The 23,601-nt window shown below is 62.3% G+C and carries 18 protein-coding genes and 1 tRNA gene; 6 read left to right on the top strand and 13 right to left on the bottom strand.

Annotated features, from left to right (window positions below):
* The 3 genes from HMPREF3009_RS13750 to HMPREF3009_RS07220 all read left to right on the top strand — a co-directional run.
* On the top strand, positions 1-306 hold a 306-nt coding region (locus HMPREF3009_RS13750), incomplete at its 5' end, for a LutC/YkgG family protein (protein ID WP_232761012.1).
* 104 nt (positions 307-410) lie between these two features.
* The gene (locus HMPREF3009_RS07225; RefSeq protein WP_070681020.1) at positions 411-2,009 is read left to right on the top strand and encodes an alpha/beta fold hydrolase; all 1,599 of its coding nucleotides are present in this window, start codon (positions 411-413) and stop codon (positions 2,007-2,009) included.
* Between the two features lie 136 nt (positions 2,010-2,145).
* Positions 2,146-2,219: transfer RNA gene (locus HMPREF3009_RS07220), tRNA-Arg, on the top strand.
* A 201-nt stretch (positions 2,220-2,420) separates the two neighbouring features.
* On the opposite strand, the gene HMPREF3009_RS07215 is transcribed toward HMPREF3009_RS07220, so the two are convergent.
* The 8 genes from HMPREF3009_RS07215 to HMPREF3009_RS07180 all read right to left on the bottom strand — a co-directional run bounded on the left by HMPREF3009_RS07215 (position 2,421) and on the right by HMPREF3009_RS07180 (position 12,210).
* Entirely contained in the window at positions 2,421-2,861 is a 441-nt protein-coding gene (locus HMPREF3009_RS07215) for a hypothetical protein (RefSeq protein ID WP_070681017.1), read from the bottom strand.
* 383 nt (positions 2,862-3,244) lie between these two features.
* Positions 3,245-3,469 carry a hypothetical protein gene (locus tag HMPREF3009_RS07210; protein ID WP_232745215.1) on the bottom strand — a complete coding sequence of 75 codons (225 nt, stop codon included), beginning with the start codon at positions 3,467-3,469 and terminating at the stop codon, positions 3,245-3,247.
* Positions 3,470-3,633: 164 nt separating this feature from the next.
* Positions 3,634-3,927, bottom strand: a complete 294-nt coding sequence (locus HMPREF3009_RS07205; protein WP_070681014.1) for a molecular chaperone GrpE — start codon at positions 3,925-3,927, stop codon at positions 3,634-3,636.
* Between the two features lie 65 nt (positions 3,928-3,992).
* Complete coding sequence (locus HMPREF3009_RS07200) at positions 3,993-4,502, bottom strand: MarR family winged helix-turn-helix transcriptional regulator (RefSeq protein ID WP_070681011.1); 510 nt, start codon at positions 4,500-4,502, stop codon at positions 3,993-3,995.
* A 24-nt stretch (positions 4,503-4,526) separates the two neighbouring features.
* A complete protein-coding gene (locus HMPREF3009_RS07195) occupies positions 4,527-7,112 on the bottom strand; it encodes an AAA family ATPase (RefSeq protein ID WP_070681008.1) in 2,586 nt (861 codons plus the stop codon).
* A 3-nt stretch (positions 7,113-7,115) separates the two neighbouring features.
* Positions 7,116-8,240 (bottom strand): metallophosphoesterase family protein, encoded by a 1,125-nt coding sequence (locus tag HMPREF3009_RS07190; RefSeq protein WP_070681005.1) that lies wholly within the window; start codon positions 8,238-8,240, stop codon positions 7,116-7,118.
* Between the two features lie 64 nt (positions 8,241-8,304).
* On the bottom strand, positions 8,305-9,138 hold the full coding sequence (locus HMPREF3009_RS07185; RefSeq protein ID WP_049155122.1) for an SWIM zinc finger family protein: 834 nt from the start codon (positions 9,136-9,138) through the stop codon (positions 8,305-8,307).
* Complete coding sequence (locus HMPREF3009_RS07180) at positions 9,139-12,210, bottom strand: DEAD/DEAH box helicase (protein ID WP_070681002.1); 3,072 nt, start codon at positions 12,208-12,210, stop codon at positions 9,139-9,141.
* A gap of 242 nt (positions 12,211-12,452) precedes the next feature.
* Between HMPREF3009_RS07180 and putP the strand changes: the two genes are divergently transcribed.
* Positions 12,453-14,015 (top strand): sodium/proline symporter PutP, encoded by a 1,563-nt coding sequence (gene putP / locus HMPREF3009_RS07175; RefSeq protein ID WP_046648903.1) that lies wholly within the window; start codon positions 12,453-12,455, stop codon positions 14,013-14,015.
* Positions 14,016-14,125: 110 nt separating this feature from the next.
* On the opposite strand, the gene HMPREF3009_RS07170 is transcribed toward putP, so the two are convergent.
* Positions 14,126-15,466 (bottom strand): lipase family protein, encoded by a 1,341-nt coding sequence (locus HMPREF3009_RS07170; protein ID WP_070680999.1) that lies wholly within the window; start codon positions 15,464-15,466, stop codon positions 14,126-14,128.
* A 194-nt stretch (positions 15,467-15,660) separates the two neighbouring features.
* Here HMPREF3009_RS07170 and HMPREF3009_RS07165 point away from each other — a divergent pair, with 194 nt between their 5' ends.
* Both HMPREF3009_RS07165 and HMPREF3009_RS07160 read left to right on the top strand, forming a co-directional pair.
* Entirely contained in the window at positions 15,661-16,203 is a 543-nt protein-coding gene (locus HMPREF3009_RS07165; protein ID WP_046648901.1) for an HNH endonuclease family protein, read from the top strand.
* A 47-nt stretch (positions 16,204-16,250) separates the two neighbouring features.
* Positions 16,251-16,694 (top strand): DUF2269 domain-containing protein, encoded by a 444-nt coding sequence (locus HMPREF3009_RS07160; protein WP_070511518.1) that lies wholly within the window; start codon positions 16,251-16,253, stop codon positions 16,692-16,694.
* A gap of 104 nt (positions 16,695-16,798) precedes the next feature.
* Here the strand turns inward: HMPREF3009_RS07160 and HMPREF3009_RS07155 are convergent, their stop codons facing one another.
* The 4 genes from HMPREF3009_RS07155 to HMPREF3009_RS07140 all read right to left on the bottom strand — a co-directional run bounded on the left by HMPREF3009_RS07155 (position 16,799) and on the right by HMPREF3009_RS07140 (position 23,358).
* The gene (locus tag HMPREF3009_RS07155) at positions 16,799-18,796 is read right to left on the bottom strand and encodes a DEAD/DEAH box helicase (RefSeq protein ID WP_046648899.1); all 1,998 of its coding nucleotides are present in this window, start codon (positions 18,794-18,796) and stop codon (positions 16,799-16,801) included.
* Positions 18,797-18,872: 76 nt separating this feature from the next.
* Positions 18,873-20,423 carry an ATP-binding protein gene (locus HMPREF3009_RS07150; protein ID WP_046648898.1) on the bottom strand — a complete coding sequence of 517 codons (1,551 nt, stop codon included), beginning with the start codon at positions 20,421-20,423 and terminating at the stop codon, positions 18,873-18,875.
* A 58-nt stretch (positions 20,424-20,481) separates the two neighbouring features.
* Entirely contained in the window at positions 20,482-21,660 is a 1,179-nt protein-coding gene (gene hutI, locus HMPREF3009_RS07145) for an imidazolonepropionase (RefSeq protein WP_070680996.1), read from the bottom strand.
* 21 nt (positions 21,661-21,681) lie between these two features.
* Positions 21,682-23,358, bottom strand: coding sequence for a urocanate hydratase (locus tag HMPREF3009_RS07140; RefSeq protein ID WP_070531219.1), 1,677 nt, complete (start codon positions 23,356-23,358; stop codon positions 21,682-21,684).
* Positions 23,359-23,601: the final 243 nt, after the last annotated feature.

The following is a 23,601-nucleotide window of genomic DNA, read 5'->3' as shown; positions in this document are numbered from 1 at the left end:
CGCGAGCTCGACGCCGTCGACGCCGTGGTGACCGAATCCCACGTCACCTCCGCGCAGACCGGCACCATCGTGCTCGAGTCCAATGAAACCTGTGGCCGTCGCGCGCTGACCTTGGTGCCGGACCGTCACGTGTGCATCGTGCGTAAGGACCAGATTGTCTACGGCGTCCCGGAGATGGTCTCCCGCATGAACCCGGAGCGCCCGGCGACGTGGATCTCTGGTCCGTCCGCAACCTCGGATATTGAGCTCTCCCGCGTGGAGGGTGTCCACGGCCCGCGCGATCTTATTGTGGTGATTGTTAAGTAGTGTGACGTTCGGGGGCACCCGCCCCTTCCGAACACTCGGCTCACATCACCCCCGGCGCATAGGATAAGGCACGTACTTATTAACGATTTTAGGAGCCTTATTCTATGCGTCTTTCTCGCGTTTTAGGCTCGGTGCTGGGGCCCGTAGCTGTTGCTGCCGGCCTGGTTGCCGCGCCCGCTGTTGCTCACGCCGATCAACCCACCATCAACTGGGGCCCGTGCCCGGAAGGGGTCACCGAAGAGCGCGCTGAGTGCGGGCACGTGACCGTTCCGACCTATCACGATGCCCCGGAGAAAGGCACCATCGACGTCGGCCTCATCCGCCTCAAGGCCACCGGAAACCGACAGGGCACCCTGTTTACCAACCCGGGGGGCCCGGGCGGTGACGCGTATAGCTGGGTGAGCTTCGCCGCGTGGCCGGAGGAAGTCAAACAGAGCTACGACATCATCGGTGTGCAGCCGCGTGGCCTGCGCGAGTCGGGAGAGGTGAACTGCACGGCCAGTGAGCTGGGCGCCAATCCCCTTGCGGAGATGACGCAGATCGGCGCGATTACCCGCAATGACTGCGAGAAGAACACCCCCGGCTACACGGACTCCCTGACGACGGAAAACACCGCAAAGGACTGGGAGGTTGTCCGCCAGGCACTCGGCGAGGAGAAAATCAACATCGCCGGTCTCTCCTACGGCACCTTCCTGGGCTCCACCTACGCCACGCTCTACCCACAGCACACCGACAAGGTCGTGCTCGACTCCGGCATGAATCCGAACATGGCGTGGAACCAGATCTTCGCTTCCCAGCAGGCAGGCTATGAGAATGCGCTGCATGACTTCTTCGCGTACGTGGCCAAGAATGACGCCACCTACCACGCCGGTAAGACCCCGCTGAAGGCCTACGAGCGCTGGTCCCAGATTGTTGCCGCTGAGGCAGGCGTGCGCCCGACTGTGCTTCCACCAAACGCCCAGATCGGTGACTTGCCTCCGGGGCTGGAGTTCGCCGGCCAGCCAGGCGCTAACATCATGACTGCTACCGGTGAGCTGCGCGTGCAGGCGGAGCACCTCGCCGGCAAGGTACGCAACCCGCAAGCTGTCCAAGCCTCCTCGCCGACGCTGTCCGCAACCCGTGAGCTGCTCCCCCGCCCAGAGGCCTGGGACACGCTGGCCAAGCACATCGGCGGCATCGAGCCAATTAACTTTGAGGAGCAGGCAGCACAGCAGCCCCAGCAGGATCCGCAGCAGGCTCAGCAGGACCTTCTCAATGGCATAAGCATGCAGAACATCATCATGTGCAATGAGAACACCGCGCCGACGGATCCCACCCTCATTCCGGCGTTCCTCTGGTCGAACTTCGTCACGATTGACCCCTTCACTCTGTTCAACTCGATGTACGCCTCCGGCGCGGGTTGCGGTGGCCGCGCACCGGTCAACACCCCGATTGCCGTCTCCGGCCAGAACCTACAGACCAAGCCGCTGCAGCTGCAGGCCACCGGTGACCCGCAGACCCCGTACGCTTTCTACCGCGGTCTCTCGGCTCCGATGCAGTCCCGCGTGGTGACCGTCCACGGCCCGGGTCACGGCCACTTCGCGATGGGCAACAAGGCCGTCGACCAGATCGTGGTTGATTACCTGCGCACCGGTGAGGTCCACACCGCGGATGCGCCGGGCTTCTTTGACCAGCCCCAGGCACAGGAGCAGCCCGCCCAGTAATACAGGCTGCGAAACAATGAAGGGGCGACTTACCTAGCCGCCCCTTCCTCCCGCCACACCCCCATCGGCGTGAGGCCAATTACTGCGCTTCAGTCTTTATAGGCTAGAATCGCATCGTTGGCATTTCGCCAGCAATGCCCTTGTAGCTCAGCGGATTAGAGCATCGGTTTCCGGTACCGAAGGTCGCAGGTTCGATCCCTGTCAGGGGCACTTTTTCATGCCTAAATCTCTCTCCCCTCAGGCCGCACCCCGGCCCTCATTTTCAACGACGCCACGTGCGGGGGGGCGCCTTGCGCATTCTGCATTCCCCCAGACCTGAAACCCGCAACCTGCAGGTGGGCGTCGCCCAGCGCTTGACGGCACCAAGCCACTCACTTGGAGGTTTCGGGTTCGAGGTCTGGGGGTTTGGAATTATCGCAAGCGCGCCTCAATAACCGCGACCACATCCTCAGGATTCTTCGCCGAGGCGATAAGAGAGCTTCTGCCCTGCTCGATGCGCACGGTCGGCCCAGAGACGATGTAGGCCGGTGCGCCGTCGACAACACGCGGGCCTGCGCCTTCCTTGAGCCCAGTCTCAGGCCCGACGCTGGCACCGGTGATATCGCTGAGTGCAATCCTCTTCGTGAAGATACCCAGGATGGAAACCACAACGTCGTCGTCACTCACGACGATTTTCACTCGCATCATGATGCAGGCCACGGTTGTAGCGATGACCAAGGCACCAAAAAGGATGGCTGCCCACGTGGAGTCAATCATCGTGGGAACCACAGCGGCCACGACGGCAAGACCGACGATAATTCCCAGCCACAGGAGCGGGCCGTTGAGATAGCGAACGTAGATATGAGAGGCCATGGAGTTCAGGCTATCGCATGGCTTCGCCCTTCGCGCTCACCGAAGCCGCGGGCGGCGGCTGTTTAAGGCTCGCGGTGAGCGCGAAGGGCGAAGAAGTGATGGCTCGGAAACTAACTCTCAGGCTCGACACTGCCCTAGTTGCCAAAGATCAAGCGAGATCTTGAGGCGGGAGCGATAGTTTTGTCAACGAGGGCAGCTGCGCGGCGGCCTGGGCATGGTTCTACGCATGCATGAAGCCCTTCCCGAACCGCAATGGCTTTCGGCGCAAAGGAACAGGTTGAGTGTTGCGGCAGGTGAGAAGGACGAAGCCCCAGCAGGAAATTCTGCTGGGGCTCAAGTCAAGCTATTCTCCCCGCTGGACGGCAGCGAGGAGGCGAACCAGGCTACTGGGTGATGTGCTGGTTGACGATCGGCTGGGTGATGTCCAGGGTGCCGTGCTCGACGTAGTACATGCCGAACATCAAAGCTCCCAGCATCACCACGGAAAGAAGCATGGAGGGAATCCACTCAACGAAGACGGAAACCCAGCCATCAGCCTTGTCACGGGCAGCTGCTTCGCGCTGCTCCTGAGCCAAATCGCGCTCGACGATCATGTTTAGTCCTTTCACTTAGCTCCCTGTGCCTGAGAAGTTTTCGCGGAAACCGTCTCGTGGTGGCGTGTGGGATGCTCGCCCATTAACACAGAGTATCTTAGCAGTTTATGCAGAGCTGACCGTAGTTAAACGCAGATATTTCGGCCGCTATCCGCCTTTAGTATGACACCGACTGTGGGCTAGACCCCAGGGTCCTCATTGTTGTTGAGCGCTTCGACGAAGTCCTCACGATCCTGAAACATGCGCTCGATGTCATCCTCCGCGCCGATTATCCACAACTGGGAGGCATCATCGAAGGTCAGAGCCCCGTCCGGGTGCTGTTCGAGGGCGTGCTCAAGTGCGGCGGTTTGCTCCTCGCTGAGCTCTTCCAAGTCCTCGACGGAGCCTACCTGAACGCTGAGTTCCTTCAGCGGCGTGATGCCGTACGTGGTGTATTGGCGCTCTGGGTGCTCGAACAATTCTTGTCCCATCATGATGTGGACGGGTCACCTCCTGGTGCGTAAACGGACGGGCTCTACTCTACCCGCGCTGAGCACAGCTAGTGGTCACGAGTGCCCAGGCGCTCGTCCGGGACGAAGCCGTCATAGCCCGGAAGATTATTCTCCGACAGGACGCCCTTGCAAAAGCGCAGAAGCGCCGGAACATCGGCAGGATCGAGGTGATCAAACACCATGCGGCGCACCGACTCGACGTGCTCAGGAACTGCCGCCTCCAGGCGTTCCCGGCCGGCCTTAGTCATGACGACCTCCACGCCGCGCGCATCGCCTGCGCACTTTTCCTTGCGTACGAGCCCACGCTTTTCCATGCGGGTGATCTGGTGGGAGGCTCGGGAGCGGTCCCACTCCAATTCTGAGCACAACTCGCGCAAACGCAGCATGTGATCGGGTGCCTCCGAAAGCGAGACGAGGACCGCAAACTCCGCCGCGGAGATATCGCTGCAAGCTAAGAGGGTTTCCTCCATGCCACGATTAATCTTGCGAATGCTGGCGAGAATGTGCCGCCAGAGGTCCTGTTCGCTTTCGGTGAGCCATCGAGTGTCCGCAGTCATGGCTCACACCCTACACTCCATGATTTAAACGCTTGTAAGTCTCTCCATATCTAGGTCCATGCGCCCCGGTACCCACGAATAGCGCTGCGGCATACAGGTCAGCACGATAACCTGAGTGTTTTTCCCGGCCTTGCTGAACAACGCCGCCATAAGCTGAAGGCGCTGCGAGTCGGTAGACCCTAACGCGTCGTCGATGACGACGGGAACCGGTTCGCCGGACACTAGCTGAGCAATGGCAAAGCGTGTCAGGATGCTCAGCTGTTCTTTGGCACCGCCGGAGAGCGCATCGAAGGCCACGGTTTCGCCATTGCGGCTGCGAGCCTGCACCTTGAGCTCCTCGGAGAGCTCAAAGTCCACGTCACCGCCGAACACGGTGCGGGCTAGGCCGTTGAGCGCGGTGACGAACGGCGCGGCATAACGCTGACGGGCGGCATCGCGGTGGCGCAGCATCAGCGAACGCAGGTACCGCGCGGCATTCGCACGGCGCTCGATAGCGGCGTGGCGCTCACGAGCAACGTCCAGTTCGGCAGCGGCCTTCTCCTCGTTTTCGGCTGCGCCCGAGTGCATTTCGATAAGCCCGCGGAACTCGCGCATATCCCCCACCGCCGCATTAACCGCTGCCTTCAGGGAATCAACGTGCGTGTGTGCTCCCCTAGCTAGCTGCTCTGCGGTGTCGACATCCACGGTGGACATCTCCTCCAAAGCCGCCTTCTCTTTCGCCAGCTCAGTCCGTGCTGCCTCAATCGCGGCGGTCACCTCGCCATCACTGAGCTGGGCGCGGGCGGCCTCTATGGCTGCAGCCTGAGCATCACGCTGCATCGTGGCCTCCTCCGCACGGACCATGGCCACCTCCAGTGCGGCGCCCGCCTTGTTCTCGCGGTAGGGTGCCAGGGCGCGGTCGAGCTCATCAAGCTTCCTGCGCAGCTCCTCTTCTTCCTGCTCCACGACGTCGAGCTCCCGCGGCTGTGCGGTGGAATCGGTAGTGCCGCCGGTACCCTCGGTGTCCTCAGCATCGGCCGCGCCCGCCTCGAAGCGAGCACGCAACTCACCGAGCTCCTCCCCACCCAGTGCCGCAGCGAGTTCGCGGGCCGCGGTATCGGCAGCGGATGCTAGCTCTACGTGTTTTTCGTGGGTGGCACGGGCAGCATCCACGTCCTCGCACCCGGCGTCCTCCAGCAGGCGTGTGAGCTCCGCGCGAGCCTTCTCCACGCCTTCCTCACCACTATCGCCCGCACCGGCTGCGTAGCGGGCGGTGATGTCGCCGATCTTCAGCGTGGTGCCCTCGCGCAGTTCGACTGCCAGTTCTTGACCGCTCTCCAGCGCACGCTGTTCGCCATCGACGCTAAAGCAGCCCTCGCCGGAAAAATAAAGCTTGGACGCCGCAGCCGCCCGCAGGCGCTCCTGGACGGTGACCTCGCGCGCCGCGTCCTCCAAGGCCTGAAGGTTCGGTACGTCGGGAGTCGCAGCCAACTCACGGCGGCGCAACGCCAAGGTCTCTTCCAGCTTGTTCAATGCCCCAAGACGAGTGCCCAGCGCCTTGCGCTCGGCTTGCTGCTGGGCGCGGCGGGCGCGCTGGCGCTCCTCGCGCACGGCCTCATAGCGCTTGTGGACCTCGGCACGCTCTTCCTCTAGTTTCGTGCGGACGGCGGCTTCTTCCTCGGCGCACTCGCGGGCTTGAATAACCGCGGCGGCGGCACGCTCAGCAGCCTCGACAGCTGCGGCATGCTCAGCAACCACAGCTTTACGGCGCTGCGCTTCCTCCTCCGCGCGCGTCACGGCCTCCGCTGCCCGAGCCACCGCCGCCTCCTGCGCGGTGACCTTCTCCTGGGCGGCCCGAGCAGCGAGCAGCTCACCGTCACGGCGCTCGCATTCTTCCGCGGCCGCCGGCAGAGCGGATTCAGCATCCTTCTTCTTCAGCTCGGCGGCTTCATAGCGCTCCACCACGCCGTCGAGCTCCCGCAGCGAGGCCTCGGTGGCAGCGTGCTTCTCCTCAGCATCCGCTAGCGCGGCGATGGCAGCCTTATAGTCTCCTGCCGGCTTGTCTGTCTTCGCGGTGAAGTACTCCTTGTACTCCGCCTCGATGCGCGTGAGCAGCTCGGAGTCTTCCGCCGCGGCACTCGCTCCGGTCTGCTCCTCCAGCGCCGCGGTCAGGGAAGGAATGCCCACCGCGGCGATGCCTTGGTGGTTGTCGTCCTGGCGGACGAAGAGGGCGTCGAGAAGCGCGCGGTCCACGTGCTCACTGAGGATTCGATCCAGCTCCCCATCCGCCTCGGCTCCGGTCCACTGGCCCGGGCGCGGGGAGAAAACGTGCAGCTCCGACGTGCGTTTCTTCACCCACCGCTTGCGAATGCGGAAGCGGTAAGGCCCCACGGTCGCCTCCAGCGTGACCTCAGGCCCCACATCGCGGCCGGCAGGCTGCAGCGCCCTCACCGGCTTGGAATTAGCCGTGTGCTTTTCCGTGAGTACGAAATCGATGGCCTCCACCAGCGTGGACTTTCCGGCCTCGTTCGGCCCACCGATGACCACCACCCCGGTCTCCGGCAGGTCCTTGACCTCCAGGTGCTCCACGCCCCGGACGTTGTTCAGTTCAACAGAATGCAGCTGCATCATGGTTTAGGCTCCCTTCGCGCTGAGGCGGAACAGCAGGTTGGCAGCGTCGCGGGCGGTGGGGTTGTCCAAGTCCTTGAGCAGCTCCGCTAGCGCATTGGCGGCATAACCACTCAAGCTCAGTTCGCTGAGCTCTTCTTCCGAGGGCGCCAGATGCAGGTCCATGGTTCTCTCGCGCGGCTTGAGGGAGGCAAAAACCTCCTCCATCTCCGCCAGGCCTTGCTCCAGACGGGCCTGCGCGCTCAAACCCACGGTGCCGCGCAGGCTGTACTTGACTGCGGTGCGAATCTTCTCCGGCACCGCGTCCAGCTGTTCCAGGAAGCCCTCGACATCCTCCATGGAGTCGATGTCCGCATCAATCGCCCGGAAGTCCCAACGGCCAACGCGGTGCTTGACGACGTCCACCCGATCCCCCTCAACGGTCACCACCAAGGCGTTGCCCGAATCGCGCTCCCTATCGTCGAAAGCGGTGGTCTCTGGGCTGCCCGAGAACCACACTTTGCCGGAGCGGCCCAAGGATTCAGTGGAGTGCGTATCCCCCAGCGCCAAGTAATCGATAACCCCCTTATCCAGACACTCCTCCACGAAGGCGAGGTCGATCGTATCCGCATCCGAGTCCTCGCCTTCGCCCGCGCGGGATTCCACCTGGCCGTGGCCCACCGCGATGCGAACCGCACCCTCCTCGGCAGGCGGCAGCGGCTCCAGCGCGCGGCGCACGAGGTCATAGTTGGCCCGCTTGGACAGGTAAGGAGCACCGACGATCTCCACGCCCGGGCGCACCGCAATCGGCTCCGAATCAGCAATCACGTGCACGTTATCCGCAAAGGAGTTGAAGAAGATGGAATCCGCCACGAGAGGGTCATGGTTGCCGGGCAACAGGTAGACCGGAACCGGCAGGCGCTTGAACATATCCTTCGCCCGCAGCAGCGTGGACCTGCTCAAGGAGTTGTGTTCAAACACGTCACCGGCCACGACGATGAACTCGGCACCCGTCTTGGTGGCCAGCTCCCCCAGGCGCAACACCGCCGCCTCGCGGTCATCATCAAAACGCGATTGCGCCGCGGGACTTAAAAACCAGCGGGTCATGCCCAGCTGAAAATCGGAGGTGTGGATGAACGTGACCGCGGCCATGCAAACTCCCTACAACGTGGTCCAGGGCTGGGCGTGTGAGCCCCTCCCCTTAAGGTGGCAATGTCTAGTGCGTCAGATGATAGTAAAGGTCCTCGACATCGGAGACCGCCCGAAGCAAATCTATGTTCGTATGGCTGACGGAGCGCATGGCCTTGCGCAACAGTTCCGGGTCGGAATCATCCACCGCAGGAGCGGTCTTGGGCTCCGGCAACGGCGGCAGCTCGCGCCCCTCCCAGAACAAAGCATTGCGTTCCTCGGCCGAGATTTCAGCGGCCGCAGAAGCGGAAAACGAGTCCTCCGAGGCCGCCTTGGCCTGCTCCATGACCGCTTGCTCGAGCCGCGCGAAGTCGAGTCCGCGCAGGGCAAAAATCACGGAAGGATCGGCATCCATCCGGGCCGCGAGGCGGTCTGCCACCGCCACGACGTGCTTGCACACGTACTCCGGGTCGGGGCAGGTACAGGAAAAGCGGAGGTCGTCGGGGTACTCGGCGATGAGGATGTCGAGGGAGGCGTCGGCAAGCATGCCCTCCCTGGCCTTCGCCACGGAGTTGGGCGTGCGCGCGAACATCTCCGACAGCCGCCCGATGTCCTCGTTATTGCGGTAGGGCACCTGGATAAGCACCGCGAAAGGTTCGTTCTGAGAGCCCGCGACCTTTCCGTGCACCGCACCATTGCGCACATCAAGACCCACGACGTGGCCCTCCGTGGCGTACTGGCGCCCGCGGCGAATTCGGCCGGAATCCGTTTGCTGGTTGACAAAGTTGAGCAGGCGCGTGGCCGCCGGCTGCATGGTGCGCACGCGGTCGACGCGGTTGACCTCCTCCGGAGTGCTCACGCGCTTGCGGGTGCCGAAGTTGGCGTAGATGACGTTGTTGTCCTCAGGACTCTTTGGTGCCATTTACTTCTCCTGTTCCCTGTAGCTCATGAGGTCCGCCAGCTGCTCGGGGCTCAGTTCGGTGAGCCAGCCCTCGCCTTCGCCCACGACGGCACCGGCCAGCTGCGTCTTACCGTCGAGGATGTCCTGGATGGATTCCTCCAAAGTACCGGCGGTAATCATCTTGTAGACCTGTACGTTGCGCTGCTGGCCGATGCGGAAGGCGCGGTCCGTGGCCTGGTTTTCCACCGCCGGATTCCACCAGCGGTCCATGTGCACGACAATCGACGCCGCCGTGAGGTTCAACCCGGTACCACCCGCCTTGAGCGAGAGCAGCATGACGGGTGCGCCATCATCGGCCTGGAATTCCTCCACCATCTGGTCGCGCCGGTTCTTGCTCACCCCGCCGTGGAGGAAGGGAATCTCGCAGCCCAGCTGCTCAGACAGGTAGGGCTGGAGGACGTCACCGAAAGCCTTGTACTGGGTAAAGACCAGCACGCGCTCCGAGGATTCGATGGCTTGGTCGATGATCCGCATGAGTTCTTCCACCTTGCCGGAGCGGTGCTTGCCCTTGATGGTGACAGCGCTGCCATCGGCCAAGAAGTGCGCTGGGTGGTTGCAAATCTGCTTGATGCGGGTCAGCGATGCCAAGATGAGGCCGCGGCGCGAGATCCCCTCCTTCTTCTTTGCCAAGGCCTGCTCCACGTCATTGACCAGAGCCTTATAGAGGGCTGCCTGCTCATCGGTCATGCGCACGGTGATAATCTGCTCGGACTTCTCCGGCAGGTCATCGATGATATTCGGATCCGTTTTGAGGCGGCGCAAGATGAACGGGCCGGTGAGCAGGCGCAGGCGCTCCGCCATGACATCGCTTCCTTCGCGCTCGATGGCCTTGGCAAAGTGGTTGCGGAAGAAGGAAGCTGAGCCCAGGATCCCGGGGTTGCAGTAGTCCAGGATGGAGCGCATTTCCGACAGCCGGTTCTCAATCGGCGTGCCGGTCAGCGCCACGCGGTGCCGCGAGGGGATGGCGCGCACGGCCTTGGAGGAGCGCGTGGAGGCGTTCTTGATCGCTTGGGCCTCATCGAGGACCACGCGGTCCCACTCCACCTTGCTCAAGGTCAGGAAGTCACGGCTGACCGTGCCATAGGAGGTGATGACGATATCGGCGTTCTGCGCCGCCGTGACCAGCTCCTCGCCCTTTAGGCGCCCGGTGCCATGTTGCACCATGACCTTAAAGTCCGGCACGAAGCGCTTGGCTTCCCTAGCCCAGTTGCCCACCACGGAGGTCGGGGCAACCACTAGGGTGGGCTTCCACGCCTCCGCTTCCTCAGCTGACTCATGGGCGTTCTTTTCTACCGCCAGCAGGGAAAGCAGCTGCAGGGTCTTGCCCAAACCCATGTCATCCGCCAGCACCGCGCCGATGTTGTTGCGGGACATCCAATACAGCCAGTCCACACCCCGGCGCTGGTACTCGCGCAGCTCGGCATGGACCGTATCGGGGATCTCCACGCGGTCGGGCGCGGTACTATCCAGCCCGCCGAGCAGCGACGTGTGCCACTCGGAGCCAGTGAAGGCAACGGGGTCCTCCGCCATCGACTTCAAGGCCATCTCGCGCAGATCCGCCAGCGTGACCGCTTCTTCCTGCTCGCCCTCATTGAATTCCTTGCGACGGCGCTCCACCTCGGCCACGAGCTCTTCCCAGCCGGGTTGTTCCAGCTGACGGGCCATCTCCGCAGTCGCGGCGAGTTGCTCCAGCTCCTTCAGGGCGCGCTTGCGGGCTGTATCCGCCAACTCGCGCATGTACTGCGAGATCTTGTTCAAGGCCTGGGTATCCGCCATGACCCACTCGCCGCGCAGGCGAATGAGACCAGACTTGGAGGAGATGAGCTCGTGCATTTCGGCGTCGGTAAGCTGCGTGTCCCCCACCGAGAGCTTCCAGTCATAGCTGAACAACTTCTCCATGCCGATGTGTGCCTTGGTGGCGGCATCGGCTGGATCGCGCACCTCCGTGGTTTCCAGCTTGGCCTTGGTCTCCATGTGGGACCAGGACTTGGGCAGCAGCACGGTAAAGCCGGCTTTACGCAGGGCGGCGGCGTCGTGGGTGACAAAATCCACGAGCTGCTCCGTGGTCAGGTAGACGTCCCAGTCACCCGCATTCCGGCTCGCCGGGGCGGAGTTGTACTTCAGCCGCGGTGCCACGTCGAAGGCATGGCGGCGGGCTTCGCGCAGCTTCTCGACGCTCCCCCGATCCAACTGCTCCTGCCGCACCGGCATCGGTGAATCAGTCCCAGAACGAACCAGCAGGCGGATGGGCCACGCAGCATCCTCGACGGAGACATTCTCATTTGGTGGCTCCTCCACGAGGAACACCAGCTGGAGATCGACGGAGGTAATGGAATCCTTCCATTCATTGAGCCCGCGCAATAACTGCGCTCGCCCCTTCTTCACGGGCGAAGTTCTCAACAGTGCTTGAGCGAAATCATGCCAGGGTGCTGCGCGCGGGGCATCGATCTGCGGGCGCAATTGGGTGTAGGCAATCCAGTGCGTGAGCTCATCCGCCAGATCATCAGTGAGAGCCCGGTTATTAATGGAGAGGATGCCGGGCGCGGAGGCTAGCATCTCCGCCAGCCAGCTGCGCTCGCCCAAACCGGAGGCCAGTTGCCACATGGGGTACCACTCACCGGCTTGATAGGACAGGCGGATGGTCACCCGGCCAGCGCGAACAAACCGGAAGAGGCCACGATAAGCACGGATGAGCCACAGGAGATCCGGCGCGATGGTCGCGCGCTGCTCTGGGGTGGCCGCTTGGCTATCGGTGTCGAGGTATTCCAGCTTGGCCAATGTTTCTACCGCTTCATCTGGGGCGAACATAGCCATGGGCACCATGAGGGAAACATCTTTGCCCTTCGGCGTACGCAGGGAGACTCGCGCGCGGTTGCGGAAGGTCTTCTTGCTCAGGATGCTATCGACCACATCCGGGAAGGTTCCCCCTGGGACTGCTGAGGGCATGATGATTTTGTGCCCTTCGACCTGTTCGATCCATAGACTCAGGCCGGAGACGGGCAGCCAGAGGCCATGCAGCAGGTAAGAAGCCATAGGGGCCAGTCTAGCAGCACGCCTTTTGGGGACGGGGTCGCAGAAAGTTCCCGAATCCTGCCTAAATAGACAATCGTTATAGTCTCGTTACATAACGACGTAACACCAGTAAGACCGTACAATAAGCTGTGACCAAGGTAACCAAATACTGGTCAACCAGCCAATTTTCAGTTGGGTAGGAGCTTGTGCCTCGTTAGCGTGGTTAGGTCCTATTTTTTAATCTCAATCTCAAGGAGAGATCAGTGCAAGACTCCACTTGGTATGTCGTTGCGATGATCATCTACCTGCTTGCCATGGCCGCTATCGGCTTCTGGAGCTACAAGCAGACGGATGAGTACGACGACTACGTTCTCGCCGGCCGCGGCCTCCACCCGTTCGTAGCCGCCCTATCCGCCGGCGCTTCCGATATGTCGGGTTGGCTGCTCATGGGCCTGCCTGGCGCTTTGTTCCTGACCGGTATGTCCGAGCTGTGGATGGCGATCGGCCTCCTCATCGGTGCTTGGGCCAACTGGAAGTGGGTCGCGCCGCGTCTGCGCTCCTACTCCGAAATTGCCGGCAACTCCATTACCGTGCCCTCCTTCTTTGAAAACCGCCTGCACGATAAGTCGCGCCTGCTGCGCATCATCGCGGCGGCCATCATTATCTTCTTCTTCACCTTCTACGTCTCCTCCGGCATGGTGGCCGGCGGCCGTTACTTCGAGTCCAGCTTCGGCGGCGACTACATGGTCGGCATGCTCGTCGTGGCAGCCGTGACGGTCTTCTACACCTTCGTCGGTGGCTTCCTGGCGGTGTCCTACACCGATACCGTCCAGGGCCTGCTCATGTTCGCCTCCCTCATCATCGTGCCGATCATGGTGCTCTTCTCCTTGGACAACCCGGGCGATATCTTCAGCTTCGCCGCTGAGAACCCCTACGCCACCGGTGGCGTGATTGAGAACCCCAATTACTTCTCCCTGTTCTCCGGTGTATCCGCTGCCGTCATCATCGGCAACCTGGCCTGGGGCCTGGGCTACTTTGGCCAGCCGCACATCATCGTGCGCTTCATGGCGCTGCGCAAGCCTTCCGACGCCCGCGCAGGCCGCTTCTACGGTGTGAGCTGGATGGGCATCTCCCTGATCGGAGCCATCTTCGTCGCGCTCTCCGGCACGGTCTTCTTCACTGAGACCAACCACTCCATCACCGACCAGGAGAACTACGAGACCATCTTCCTGGACATGGCTCAGGTCATGTTCCACCCGCTCTTTGCTGGTCTGGTTCTGACCGCTGTTCTGGCAGCCATCATGTCCACGATGTCCTCCCAGATGCTGGTGGTCTCCACCTCCCTCATTGAGGACCTCTACCTCATCTTCGCTAAGAAGAAGCCAAGCCAGAACGTCCTGATCAACCTGTCCCGTACTGCCGTCGTGGCCATCGCCATCGTCGCCGCTGTGCTGGCAATCAACCCGTCGGATTCGATTCTGGGTCTGGTCGGCTTCGCCTGGGCCGGCTTCGGCTCCGCCTTCGGCCCGCTGGTGCTGCTGTCGCTGTACTGGAAGCGCCTCAACTCCACCGGCGCCATCGCCGGCATGATCACCGGTGCCGTCGTGGCCATCGGCTGGGGCATGAGCCCGCTGGGCGATACCCTTTACGAGTTGGTTCCGGGCTTCATCTCCGCTCTGCTCGTATCCGTCGGTGTTTCCCTTGCTACCAAGGCTCCGGATGAGAAGGTCATCCAGGAATTCGAGGAGGCTACCCGCTTGGCCAAGCTCGTTGAAGAAAACGATGACTTGGACTTCGAGGAGGCCGCGGAGAAGGTTCAGAAGTAGCCTTCGGCCCCTCCCCCCTCCTACTTTTAAACCCCTCGTCGAGCTAGTTCATCACTAAGCTCCGGCGAGGGGTTTGTCTTGTGAACTGAGGTGCCCGAGACACCTTCCTTTTAAGACAGCGCTGCCTCAATAGCCTTGACGGATTCCGTAATATGCGGGACGGTACCAGCCACGTGGGAGCGGGCATCATTCGGAATAAAGGTCACGTTTGCACCGCGCGAAGTCCACTGCTCAACCAGCTGCTCAGCGGTGGAGAAAGGAATCACGTCATCGCCGCGGCCGTGCGTAACCACCACCGGAATCGACGGCGCATCGTAACCAATGTGCTGGTCCGCCAGAATTCGGTCATAGGGCGCAGTAGCAATGAATTGGTCAACGCTCTTGCCCTCATTGCTGATCTGTTCAATGGTGGTTCCTGAAAAGCCAGCCAGCCCCAGGGTGCAGGTGTTGGTGGCGCGCTTGAGAATTGCAGCCCCCTTCTCATTGAGATGAGCGTACAGGTCTTCGCCATAGGAGTTACTCAAGCCCAACAACGCATAGGACTCAAAAAGGAAGTACAGCGTGCCGTCGAGAGCCGGCGGCAGCAACGTCAGATCCGCGGGTGCAGCACCAATCGTTGCTAGCTTGACGTTAAGCTCAGGCGCGTAGTCATCATAGAGTTCCGCTGCTGATGCCGCTGCCCCACCTCCCTGCGAATAGCCGTTAATGAACACGGGGTTGTCACCACTAATATCCCAGCCGTTCAGCTGCTGTGCCGCACGCGCACTATCCAAGACTGCATGCCCCTGGGAGATTCGGTCCATGTAAGTGTGCATTCCTGGGGTACCAAGACCTTCATAGTCTGTCACCACCACCGCATATCCCTTCTTCAAGTATTGCTCGAAGAAGAACTGCTCATAATCCCCCACGCCTTCAGCAATCTTGCGCGACGGCGCACAGCGGTCTGCCACACCCTGGGTACCAGGGGCGAATGCTACAACCGGGCGTGGTCCCGGCTTCGTCCATGCTGCTTTGGGCTCAATAACAATGCCGCTGACTGCCGTTTTCTCTCCCGTGCGGTTGGTAGAGGAATACAGGATGCGCTGGGCCTTGTAGGGGCCGATATTTGTAATTCCGAGGGTATTCGCCGGGTTGCGAACAGGCGCGGAACGGAAAAGCTGGCCGGGGGTGGATGACTCCAGATCTACAGCATCGTGGTAGAAGGCCGAGTATTCATCACCGACCGGACTGTTACCACCAGGTGCTGGTGCTGTGGAGTAATTCTTTAACTCTTCGGCGGCATCCTTAATGTCACCGGATTCGTCGGGGCTCTCCGTTGCTATGGGGTCTTTGAGGGCTTCCTCGGCGAGTGCAGATTCCGGCAGTTCCGGAGCGACGTCCTGCGCAAAGGCAAGAGGGCTTGCTGCAGCAACGAGACATGCCGCAGCAAGAATGGAGAGCGAAGATTTCACTGCGTTTCCTTTCCTTTAGCAGTGATAGCGGGATCAGTAATTTTGACATTCTTAATCTATTACCAAGCTAATTATTAAAACTATTCTTATTTTGTCAAGTTTTGTTGACATCGCACCCCACCTCATTGCGTGCTTGGCGGCTCCTCTCCGAGCCCTTCAGGAACCCCTCCACGCTGCGCACAGTCTAAAAGTGCATGAACCTGCGCGCGGCCTATATCGGTTTCCTCTCCATAGCCACGGTGGCCTACGGCGGCTTCCATCTCCTTCCCGGCCCGGACCTGGGTGTGGCTACCGTGCCCGCACGCGTGGAGGCCCCTGGCTACAACCGCGATGACTTCGGCGGCTGGGCGCCGGGCACCCGCGATAACGTCAAAGCAGCGCAGACCATCGACGGCACCCTCTACGATCCTTATGCCCGCGCACCCGCGCCGGAGCGCGTCGAAGTCGACCACGTCTTTCCGCTCTCAGCAGCCTGGGATCTCGGCGCATCAACGTGGCCGCGGGAAAAGAAGATGGCCTTCGCCAACGATCCGCTCAACCTTGTTGCCACTGCCCGCAACTTGAACCAAGCCAAGTCCGATTCCCTGCCGGCGGACTGGCTCCCGCCCGCCGACCGCTGCGACTATTCGCTGCGCCTTGCCGCAGTGGCGCGCAAATACCAACTCCCACTGCCTGCCCGCGACTATGCAGTCATGCGCCACCAGTGTCGATTCGATTTCATATCCCAGCACCGTTAGACTTTCGCTGGGATAAGCCCCGTATAGAAAGGTAAAGCGCACTCCCCATGACAAGCTTGCTCATCTTCCTTCACGCCTTCGCTGCCATCTTGTTGGTCGGTACCGTGTGTATCTCCACCTCCGCCTTCCCCGGCCAGGTGGAAAAGGCCGCTTCCGGTGATGCTTCGGCCGCTGGTGCCGCCGGCATCCTCAACAAGATCACCTCGACCTATGGCTACATTTCCGCCATCGTTCCGGTCATCGGCCTGGCTGTTTTCCTTACTGACCTGGCTGCCTACAAATCTCAGGTCCAGTTCCACATTGCCCTTCTGCTCTCCGTCATCGCCTGGGTCATTCTGCTCGTCGTGGTTATCCCGAAGCAGAACCAGGCCATGGCCGCGATTGCTAGCCCGGGCAGCGCCGATGTGGCCAAGCTGAAGAAGCAGCTAGCGATGTTCTCCGGTATCTTCAACCTGCTGTGGGTTGTCTGCGCCATCCTGATGTACGTCTAAACTCTTCGGTTTAGGCCTCAACAGATAAAACCTCCCAAGCTCTCAGTGAGAGTTTGGGAGGTTTTCTCGTGCAGCGTTAGGGCCGCTGCGGCGCCTAGCGGAGCCTAGTCGCGCCAGCCCCCGCGGCGCTCACCACGGTCGCGGCCACGTCCACCGCGGTCACGGTCGCGGTATCCGCCGCGTTCACCGCGTCCGCGTCCACCGTAGCCGCCGCGGCCACGGTCGTCATCGTAGTTCCGGCGCGGCGGGCGGCCGGTATCCTTCTGAATCTTGATGAGCTGTCCGGAAATGCGGGTGTCCTTCAGACGGTCCAGCACTGCCGGGTCTAGGTTCTTCGGCAGGTCCACCAAGGTGTGCCCCACCGCGATGGTGATACGGCCGAAGTCCTTGGAAGTCAGGCCACCTTCGTTGGCCAGCGCACCCACGATCGCACCCGGGCGCACGTTCTGGCGCTTGCCGACGTCCAGCCGGTACGTCTCAAAGTCCCCATCCGGGCGGCGCGGGCCGCGGTCACGGTCGCGGCCACCGCGGTCACGACCACGATCACGGTCACGCCCGCGGCCGTCGCGCTCGAAGCGATCGCGCTCGCGACGGTTCTTCTTAGTCACCGGGCGCTCCTTGAGCAGGAAGTCCGTCCCGCCCTGCAGCTGCACGGCCAAGGCCGCGGCGATATCATCCATCGCCACATTCTCCGCTGCGGAGTACTCGCGCACCATGTCGCGGAAGAATTCGAACTGCTTGTCCTCCTGCGAAGCGCCGATGGAAGCGAAGAACTTCTCCTTACGCTTAGCGTTGACCTCATCCGCGGTCGGAAGATCCATCTCCTCCAAGCGGGCGTTGGTCACGCGCTCGATGGAGCGCAGCATGCGACGCTCACGCGGGGTGACAAACAGGATGGCCTCACCAGTGCGGCCAGCACGGCCGGTACGGCCAATGCGGTGCACGTAGGACTCGGTGTCATTCGGGATGTCGTAGTTGACCACGTGGGTAATGCGGTCCACGTCGAGACCGCGGGCCGCCACGTCGGTAGCCACCAAAATGTCGAGGCGGCCATCCTTAAGCTGATCGACGGTGCGCTCACGCTGCTGCTGGGCAATATCGCCATTGATGGCGGCAGCGTTGTAGCCGGCCTCCTTGAGGCTATCGGCCACGTCTTCGGTCGCGTGCTTGGTGCGGCAGAAGACGATGATGGCGTCGTAGTCAATGACCTCGAGGATGCGGGTGAAGGCATCCATCTTGTGGCGGTGCGGGGTCAGCAGGAAGCGCTGCGTGATGTTGTCATTCGTACGGCGCTCCGACTTCACCGTGATCTCGGCAGGGTCGTTGAGGTACTGCTTAGACAGGCGGCGAATCGAGTTCGGCATGGTGGCCGAGAAGAGTGCGACCTGCTTGTCTTCCGGGGTGTCCTCAAGAATGCGCTCGACGTCTTCCTGGAAGCCCATGTTGAGCATCTCGTCCGCCTCATCGAGGACGAGGAAGCGCAGCTGCGAGATATCCAGGGAGCCCTTCTCCAGGTGGTCGATGACGCGGCCCGGGGTGCCCACAATGATCTGGGCGCCCCGGCGCAGCCCGGAGAGCTGGATGCCATAAGCCTGGCCACCGTAGATAGGCAGAACTTCGATGCGACCCAAGTGGTCGGCGAAGGACTGGAAGGAGTCCGCTACCTGGAGGGCCAGCTCGCGCGTGGGCGCGAGGACCAGAGCCTGCGGGTAGCGGGCCTCGGTATCAATCTGGGAGAGAACCGGCAGAGCGAAGGCCGCGGTCTTACCCGTACCCGTCTGGGCCAGACCGACGACGTCGCGGCCCTCCATGAGGATCGGGATGGTTTCTTCCTGAATTGGGGATGGCTTGGTAAAGCCCACCTTGGACACGGCTTCCTGAACGTCATCGGGAAGGCCGAGGTGTGCAAAACCCTGGGAGTTGTCGTTGGCTGAAGTTTCCTCAGCGCCGGTGTCCTCAGGGTTTTTCGCAGCCCCGGTGTCCTGGTTGGATACCTGCGAAGCGTCCAATGCTTCGCCACCTTGCGAGTTTTCCTGAGATTCCGACTTATTGAATTCTTCCGGCTCGTTTACGCCGCCGGTGGCGTTATCGGTAATGCTCATTGCTCAGACCAGAGTACGGCACCGGCACCCAATTAGCTATTTCACCGCTGAATTACCCGACCTTTTCCGCCTCGGGCTACTCCTTCGCAGCGTAACGCGTGGCGCGGTCACCGTGTTTGCCGCGCATCGTGACGTGCCCGGACTCGATGAGCTTGCCCAACGCGTAACGCACCTGGCCGCGGGTGAGCTGCGTGCTGTTCACGATGTCCACGAGCGAGAGCTCGCCGTTCCGGCGTAGTGCAGCAAGCACAAGTGCCGGGTTTCCGCCGAGCTTGGCGACGAGCCCGTCTTCCACCACACTGCCCTCCTTCGCTGTCTGTGCTGGGGCAAGCGCGGGCTGAAAGGAAGCAGAGGCGCTGCGAGTCGCGGGGGCGTGCTCGTCATCGCCTCGCCCCGCTCTCCAGAGGATCACGGTGAAGCGAACACCAGTGTCGATGAGGGTCGGCGGGCGCAAGCCGGCTTTGCGAAGGGACGAAAAGACGACCTTCATGCCTCCGCCCTGGCCCTCGATGACGCGCTCGCCATCCTCTAGACGCAACTTCGTGCTCAGTGCATACAGGCGCGGGTTTACAGCGACGGGTGACAGTACCCTTCCCTTGAGTTCTTCCACGGAGATGCCGCGTAGCCCACCCGGGCTAGTCACGATCAGTGCCTGGCGAGTCAGCCGAATGGTGACGAACTTCCCGGCACCTAAGCTTTCCGGCCCGAGGTCTCGGTGGACCACGGCATTAGCTATGACCTCTCGGACCGCCTCGAGGGGAAGCTCGGGAACCTCGCGCAGATGTCCATCCGTGCCATAGACCAAGTCGGTATCGATATTCCGGCGCACCCACGCCACGGCCGCATCCACCAGATCCGGGACGGGCCCATAAAACTCTTCCAGGTTCCGGGTGCGTGGTCCTTCCTCCCCCGCCGGGTATTGCACGGCCGCAGAAATATGCAGGTCAGGAAAGAATCCCTGCGGAAAGCGCCCCAGAGCGTACAAACCGGCCACACTCAGCTGTCCTTGGGCATCGACCACGCGGAATAGCTCCAGTAACTCGGCATCACTCGCACCCCGCAAACGAGGGGTGGCGTTGCGCAGCTCCGCCACTGCTTCTTTGAGCGCCGAATCATCACAAACTTCTAGGCTTGACCCGGGAACGGGTGCTGAATCATAGGCAATGGCCTCGCGAGCGTGCAGCTTATCCACCTCGATCATGCGGAGGTCATTGGCGCTCATGACATAGTCACCGTCCGCCATGCGCAGGTAGGGCCGCCCCCGATAGAGCGCCGGCCGCTGGTGCGGCAGCACGCCTTCGATGTGGCCGAGCACCACAGCACGCCCTTCGATATGGAGGGTCTGGGTCTCAATGTAAGGCGCGGGTTCCACGAGGGTGCGTGCCTGATCCGCCAGGGCGCTTTCGATAGCGCCAGGATCGTCCACGCCGTGCACCGCAAAGCCGGGCTCCGCCACTCCAATGATGACGGTGCCGCCACGCGGCATGTTGGCGAAGGCACACAGAGTAGCCCCCAGGGACTGCGGCATTCCGCCGCGTCCCGATTTCACCTCCACGGTCGTCGTATCCGACTGCAAGAGGCGACAGTGCTCGAGGTAGTCCTCGAGCTGCTCTACTGTCCACATCATGCCTGCAGAATACCTCAGACTGCAAAGTTTTACACTCTAGAGTGCGAGACTTTGCTTTCTAGACCTCGCGGCCGCCGACGAAGGTCTTGAACGTCATCGGCATGCCCGGGCGGTAAGCAAGGTGGATAGCGCTCGGAGCATCGAGGACATGCAGGTCCGCGGCTGCACCGACCACCAGCGAGCCCTTAGCCGGGCGGCCCTTCGCGTCTTTGCCCTCACCGACATCCTGGCGGCGCAGCGCGGTGGCACCGCCCAGCGTGCCGGCGGCAATAGCCTCATCCAGAGTCAGGTGCTGCTGAAGCACGGCCGTGGTCACGCAGAAGTTCATCGAGGACGTATAGGACGTGCCCGGGTTGAGGTTGGAGGCGATGGCGACGGTCGCGCCGGCATCAATAAGCTTGCGGCCCGGTGCCAGCGGTTCCCGCGTGGACAGGTCGCACGCCGGCAGCAGGGTGGCCACCGTATCGGAGGAGGCCAGCGCTTCGACGTCCGCATCGCTGAGGTAGTTGACGTGGTCCACGGAGGCCGCGCCCAACTCCACCGCGAGTGCTACGCCGGGCCCCTCGCCAAGCTGGTTGCCGTGCACGCGCACACCCAATCCGCGGGCCTTGCCAGCCTCGAGCACGCGGCGCGACTGCTCCTCATCGAAGGCACCACGCTCACAGAAGACGTCAATCCACTGCACATACTCGGCCACGCCATCGAGCATCGGGCCCACAACCTCATCGAGGTAGGTTTCGGCCTCTGCTCCCGGCGGCACGAGGTGCGCACCTAGGAAGGTCACGTCATCGACGTGGCGGGCGGCCACACGCGCGGCCTCCACCTCGGATTCGGTATTGAGACCGTAACCGGTCTTCGTCTCCAAGGTCGTCGTTCCACCCCGGCGGGCAGCGGCGATGCGCTCCACCAGAAGCTTTTCCAGGCGCTCCTCCCCCGCCGAGCGGGTCGCGTCCATCGTCACGGCGATGCCGCCAGCTTGGTAGGATTCGCCCGCCATGCGGGCCTCAAACTCGGCGGAGCGGTCGCCATCGAAGATCATGTGAGTATGGGAATCCACCCAGCCCGGCAGAACTGTGCGCCCGCCCAGGTCGACCTTCTCGTCCGCGGCCGGCGCCTCGGACGCCGATCCGATCCAGGCGATGGTGCCGTCGGTGTTGGCGATAAGTGCGGCGTCGGCAAGCGTGCCTGCCTCCGACACCGTGCGCAGCTCTGAGATTCCAGTAAACAGGGTGGACATGATCTTCTTTTCCTCTCTTGTCTAGTCGCGGGCCTTGAATTCCATCGGGATACGCACACCGCGCTCGTCGGCGACTTCCTTGGCGCGAGTGTAACCGGAATCCACGTGGCGGATAACGCCCATGCCTGGGTCGTTCGTCAGCACCGCGCGCAGCTTGGCGGCGGCCAGCTCGGTGCCATCGGCGACGGTGACCTGGCCCGCGTGGATGGAGCGGCCCATGCCCACGCCGCCGCCGTGGTGGATGGAAACCCAGGTAGCACCGGAGGAGACAGCGGTCATGGCGTTGAGCAGCGGCCAGTCAGCCACGGCATCGGTGCCGTCGAGCATGGCCTCGGTCTCGCGGTACGGGGAGGCCACGGAACCGGAGTCGAGGTGGTCGCGGCCGATGACGATTGGGGCCTTGATCTTGCCTTCCTTGACCAGGTCGTTGAAGAGCAGACCAGCCTTGTGGCGCTCGTTGTAGCCCAGCCAGCAAATACGTGCCGGCAGGCCCTCGAACTCCACGTACTCCTCGGCGGCATCGAGCCAGTTGTGCAGGTGCTCGTTGTCCGGGAAGAGCTCCTTAAGTGCTTGGTCGGTGACCTTGATGTCCTCCGGATCGCCGGAGAGCGCTGCCCAGCGGAAGGGGCCGAGACCCTCGCAGAAGAGCGGGCGGATGTAGGCCGGAACGAAGCCCGGGAACTCGAAGGCGCGCTGGTAGCCGGCCTTGCGGGCCTCGTCGCGGATGGAATTGCCGTAGTCGAAGACCTCGGCGCCCTCGTCCTGGAATTCCACCATGGCCTGGACCTGGGCGGCCATGGCCTCGCGGGCCTTCTTGGTGAAGGTGGTCGGATCTGCCTTGGCCTCGTTGTGCCAATCCTCGACGGTGATTTCGGTGGGCAGGTAGCTCAGCGGGTCGTGCGCGGAGGTCTGGTCCGTGACGATATCCACGGTGAACTCGCCCGCGCGCTGGCGGCGCAGCACCTCCGGGAAGACCTCGGCGGCATTGCCCACGAGGCCGACGGACAGCGGCTTCTTGTTCTCCTTGGCGTCGAGCACCAGCTTGAGGGCCTCATCCAGGTCGGTAACGACCTCATCGAGGTAGCGCTTGGACTGACGGCGCTTCAGGCGGGTCTCGTCAACGTCAACGATGAGGCAGGCGCCGCCGTTCAAGGTCACGGACAGCGGCTGCGCGCCGCCCATACCGCCGCAGCCACCGGTCAGGGTGAAGGTGCCGGCGAGCGTGCCGTTGAAGCGCTTCTTGGCCACGGCCGCGAAGGTCTCAAAAGTACCCTGCAGGATGCCCTGGGTGGCGATGTAGATCCAGGAGCCGGCCGTCATCTGGCCGTACATCATCAGGCCCTCATCCTCGAGCTTGCGGAAGTGCTCCCAATTAGCCCAGTCACCGACCAGGTTGGAATTCGCAATGAGCACGCGCGGTGCCCACTCGTTGGTCTTCCAAATGCCGACCGGCTTGCCGGACTGCACCAGCAGGGTCTCGTCGGATTCGAGGTCCTTCAGCGACTCCACGATGGCGTCGAAGGCCTCCCAGCTGCGGGCTGCACGGCCGGTGCCGCCGTAGACTACGAGGTCCTCGGGGCGCTCAGCAACCTCGGGGTCGAGGTTGTTCATGAGCATGCGCAGCGGGGCTTCGGTCTGCCAAGACTTGGCGTTCAGTTCGGTTCCGCGCGGGGCGCGTACTTCGCGGGGTTCAGACATGACTTCCTTTCGCTCGTGCTTTTCGACGCCCTTCCAAACCCCCAAGGCCGGTTTCCCGGGGCTGTCCCTTGTGGGGCTTGGTCAGCGTCACACATCAGAAGCTACTGTGACGCAGCACCAACTTCTAGGGCTCTTTTGGCCTGCCTGTCTCAGATACAAGACTGTCACCCGACCAGTATTGGGCGCCGCGCTGCCTGCAATCCAGAGCCCAACCCAAAAGTGCAGACCTGGAAGTGCATTCAC

Origin of the sequence: Corynebacterium sp. HMSC034H07 (assembly GCF_001815175.1) — a bacterium.
In the GTDB taxonomy this organism is placed as follows: domain Bacteria; phylum Actinomycetota; class Actinomycetes; order Mycobacteriales; family Mycobacteriaceae; genus Corynebacterium; species Corynebacterium hiratae.
This window is presented reverse-complemented; position numbering and strand designations above follow the sequence as displayed.

Excerpts from the sequence above, each read along its gene's own strand:
- HMPREF3009_RS07180 (WP_070681002.1), bottom strand. The coding sequence starts at position 12,210 with ATGGCTTCTTACCTGCTGCATGGCCTCTGGCTGCCCGTCTCCGGCCTG.
- HMPREF3009_RS07155 (WP_046648899.1), bottom strand. The coding sequence starts at position 18,796 with ATGAGCATTACCGATAACGCCACCGGCGGCGTAAACGAGCCGGAAGAA.
- HMPREF3009_RS07195 (WP_070681008.1), bottom strand. The coding sequence starts at position 7,112 with ATGATGCAGCTGCATTCTGTTGAACTGAACAACGTCCGGGGCGTGGAG.
- HMPREF3009_RS07140 (WP_070531219.1), bottom strand. The coding sequence starts at position 23,358 with ATGTCTGAACCCCGCGAAGTACGCGCCCCGCGCGGAACCGAACTGAAC.
- HMPREF3009_RS07160 (WP_070511518.1), top strand. The coding sequence starts at position 16,251 with ATGACAAGCTTGCTCATCTTCCTTCACGCCTTCGCTGCCATCTTGTTG.
- HMPREF3009_RS07150 (WP_046648898.1), bottom strand. The coding sequence starts at position 20,423 with ATGATGTGGACAGTAGAGCAGCTCGAGGACTACCTCGAGCACTGTCGC.
- HMPREF3009_RS07225 (WP_070681020.1), top strand. The coding sequence starts at position 411 with ATGCGTCTTTCTCGCGTTTTAGGCTCGGTGCTGGGGCCCGTAGCTGTT.
- HMPREF3009_RS07165 (WP_046648901.1), top strand. The coding sequence starts at position 15,661 with ATGAACCTGCGCGCGGCCTATATCGGTTTCCTCTCCATAGCCACGGTG.
- HMPREF3009_RS07185 (WP_049155122.1), bottom strand. The coding sequence starts at position 9,138 with ATGGCACCAAAGAGTCCTGAGGACAACAACGTCATCTACGCCAACTTC.
- HMPREF3009_RS07190 (WP_070681005.1), bottom strand. The coding sequence starts at position 8,240 with ATGGCCGCGGTCACGTTCATCCACACCTCCGATTTTCAGCTGGGCATG.
- HMPREF3009_RS07200 (WP_070681011.1), bottom strand. The coding sequence starts at position 4,502 with ATGACTGCGGACACTCGATGGCTCACCGAAAGCGAACAGGACCTCTGG.
- hutI (WP_070680996.1), bottom strand. The coding sequence starts at position 21,660 with ATGTCCACCCTGTTTACTGGAATCTCAGAGCTGCGCACGGTGTCGGAG.
- HMPREF3009_RS07205 (WP_070681014.1), bottom strand. The coding sequence starts at position 3,927 with ATGATGGGACAAGAATTGTTCGAGCACCCAGAGCGCCAATACACCACG.
- HMPREF3009_RS07215 (WP_070681017.1), bottom strand. The coding sequence starts at position 2,861 with ATGGCCTCTCATATCTACGTTCGCTATCTCAACGGCCCGCTCCTGTGG.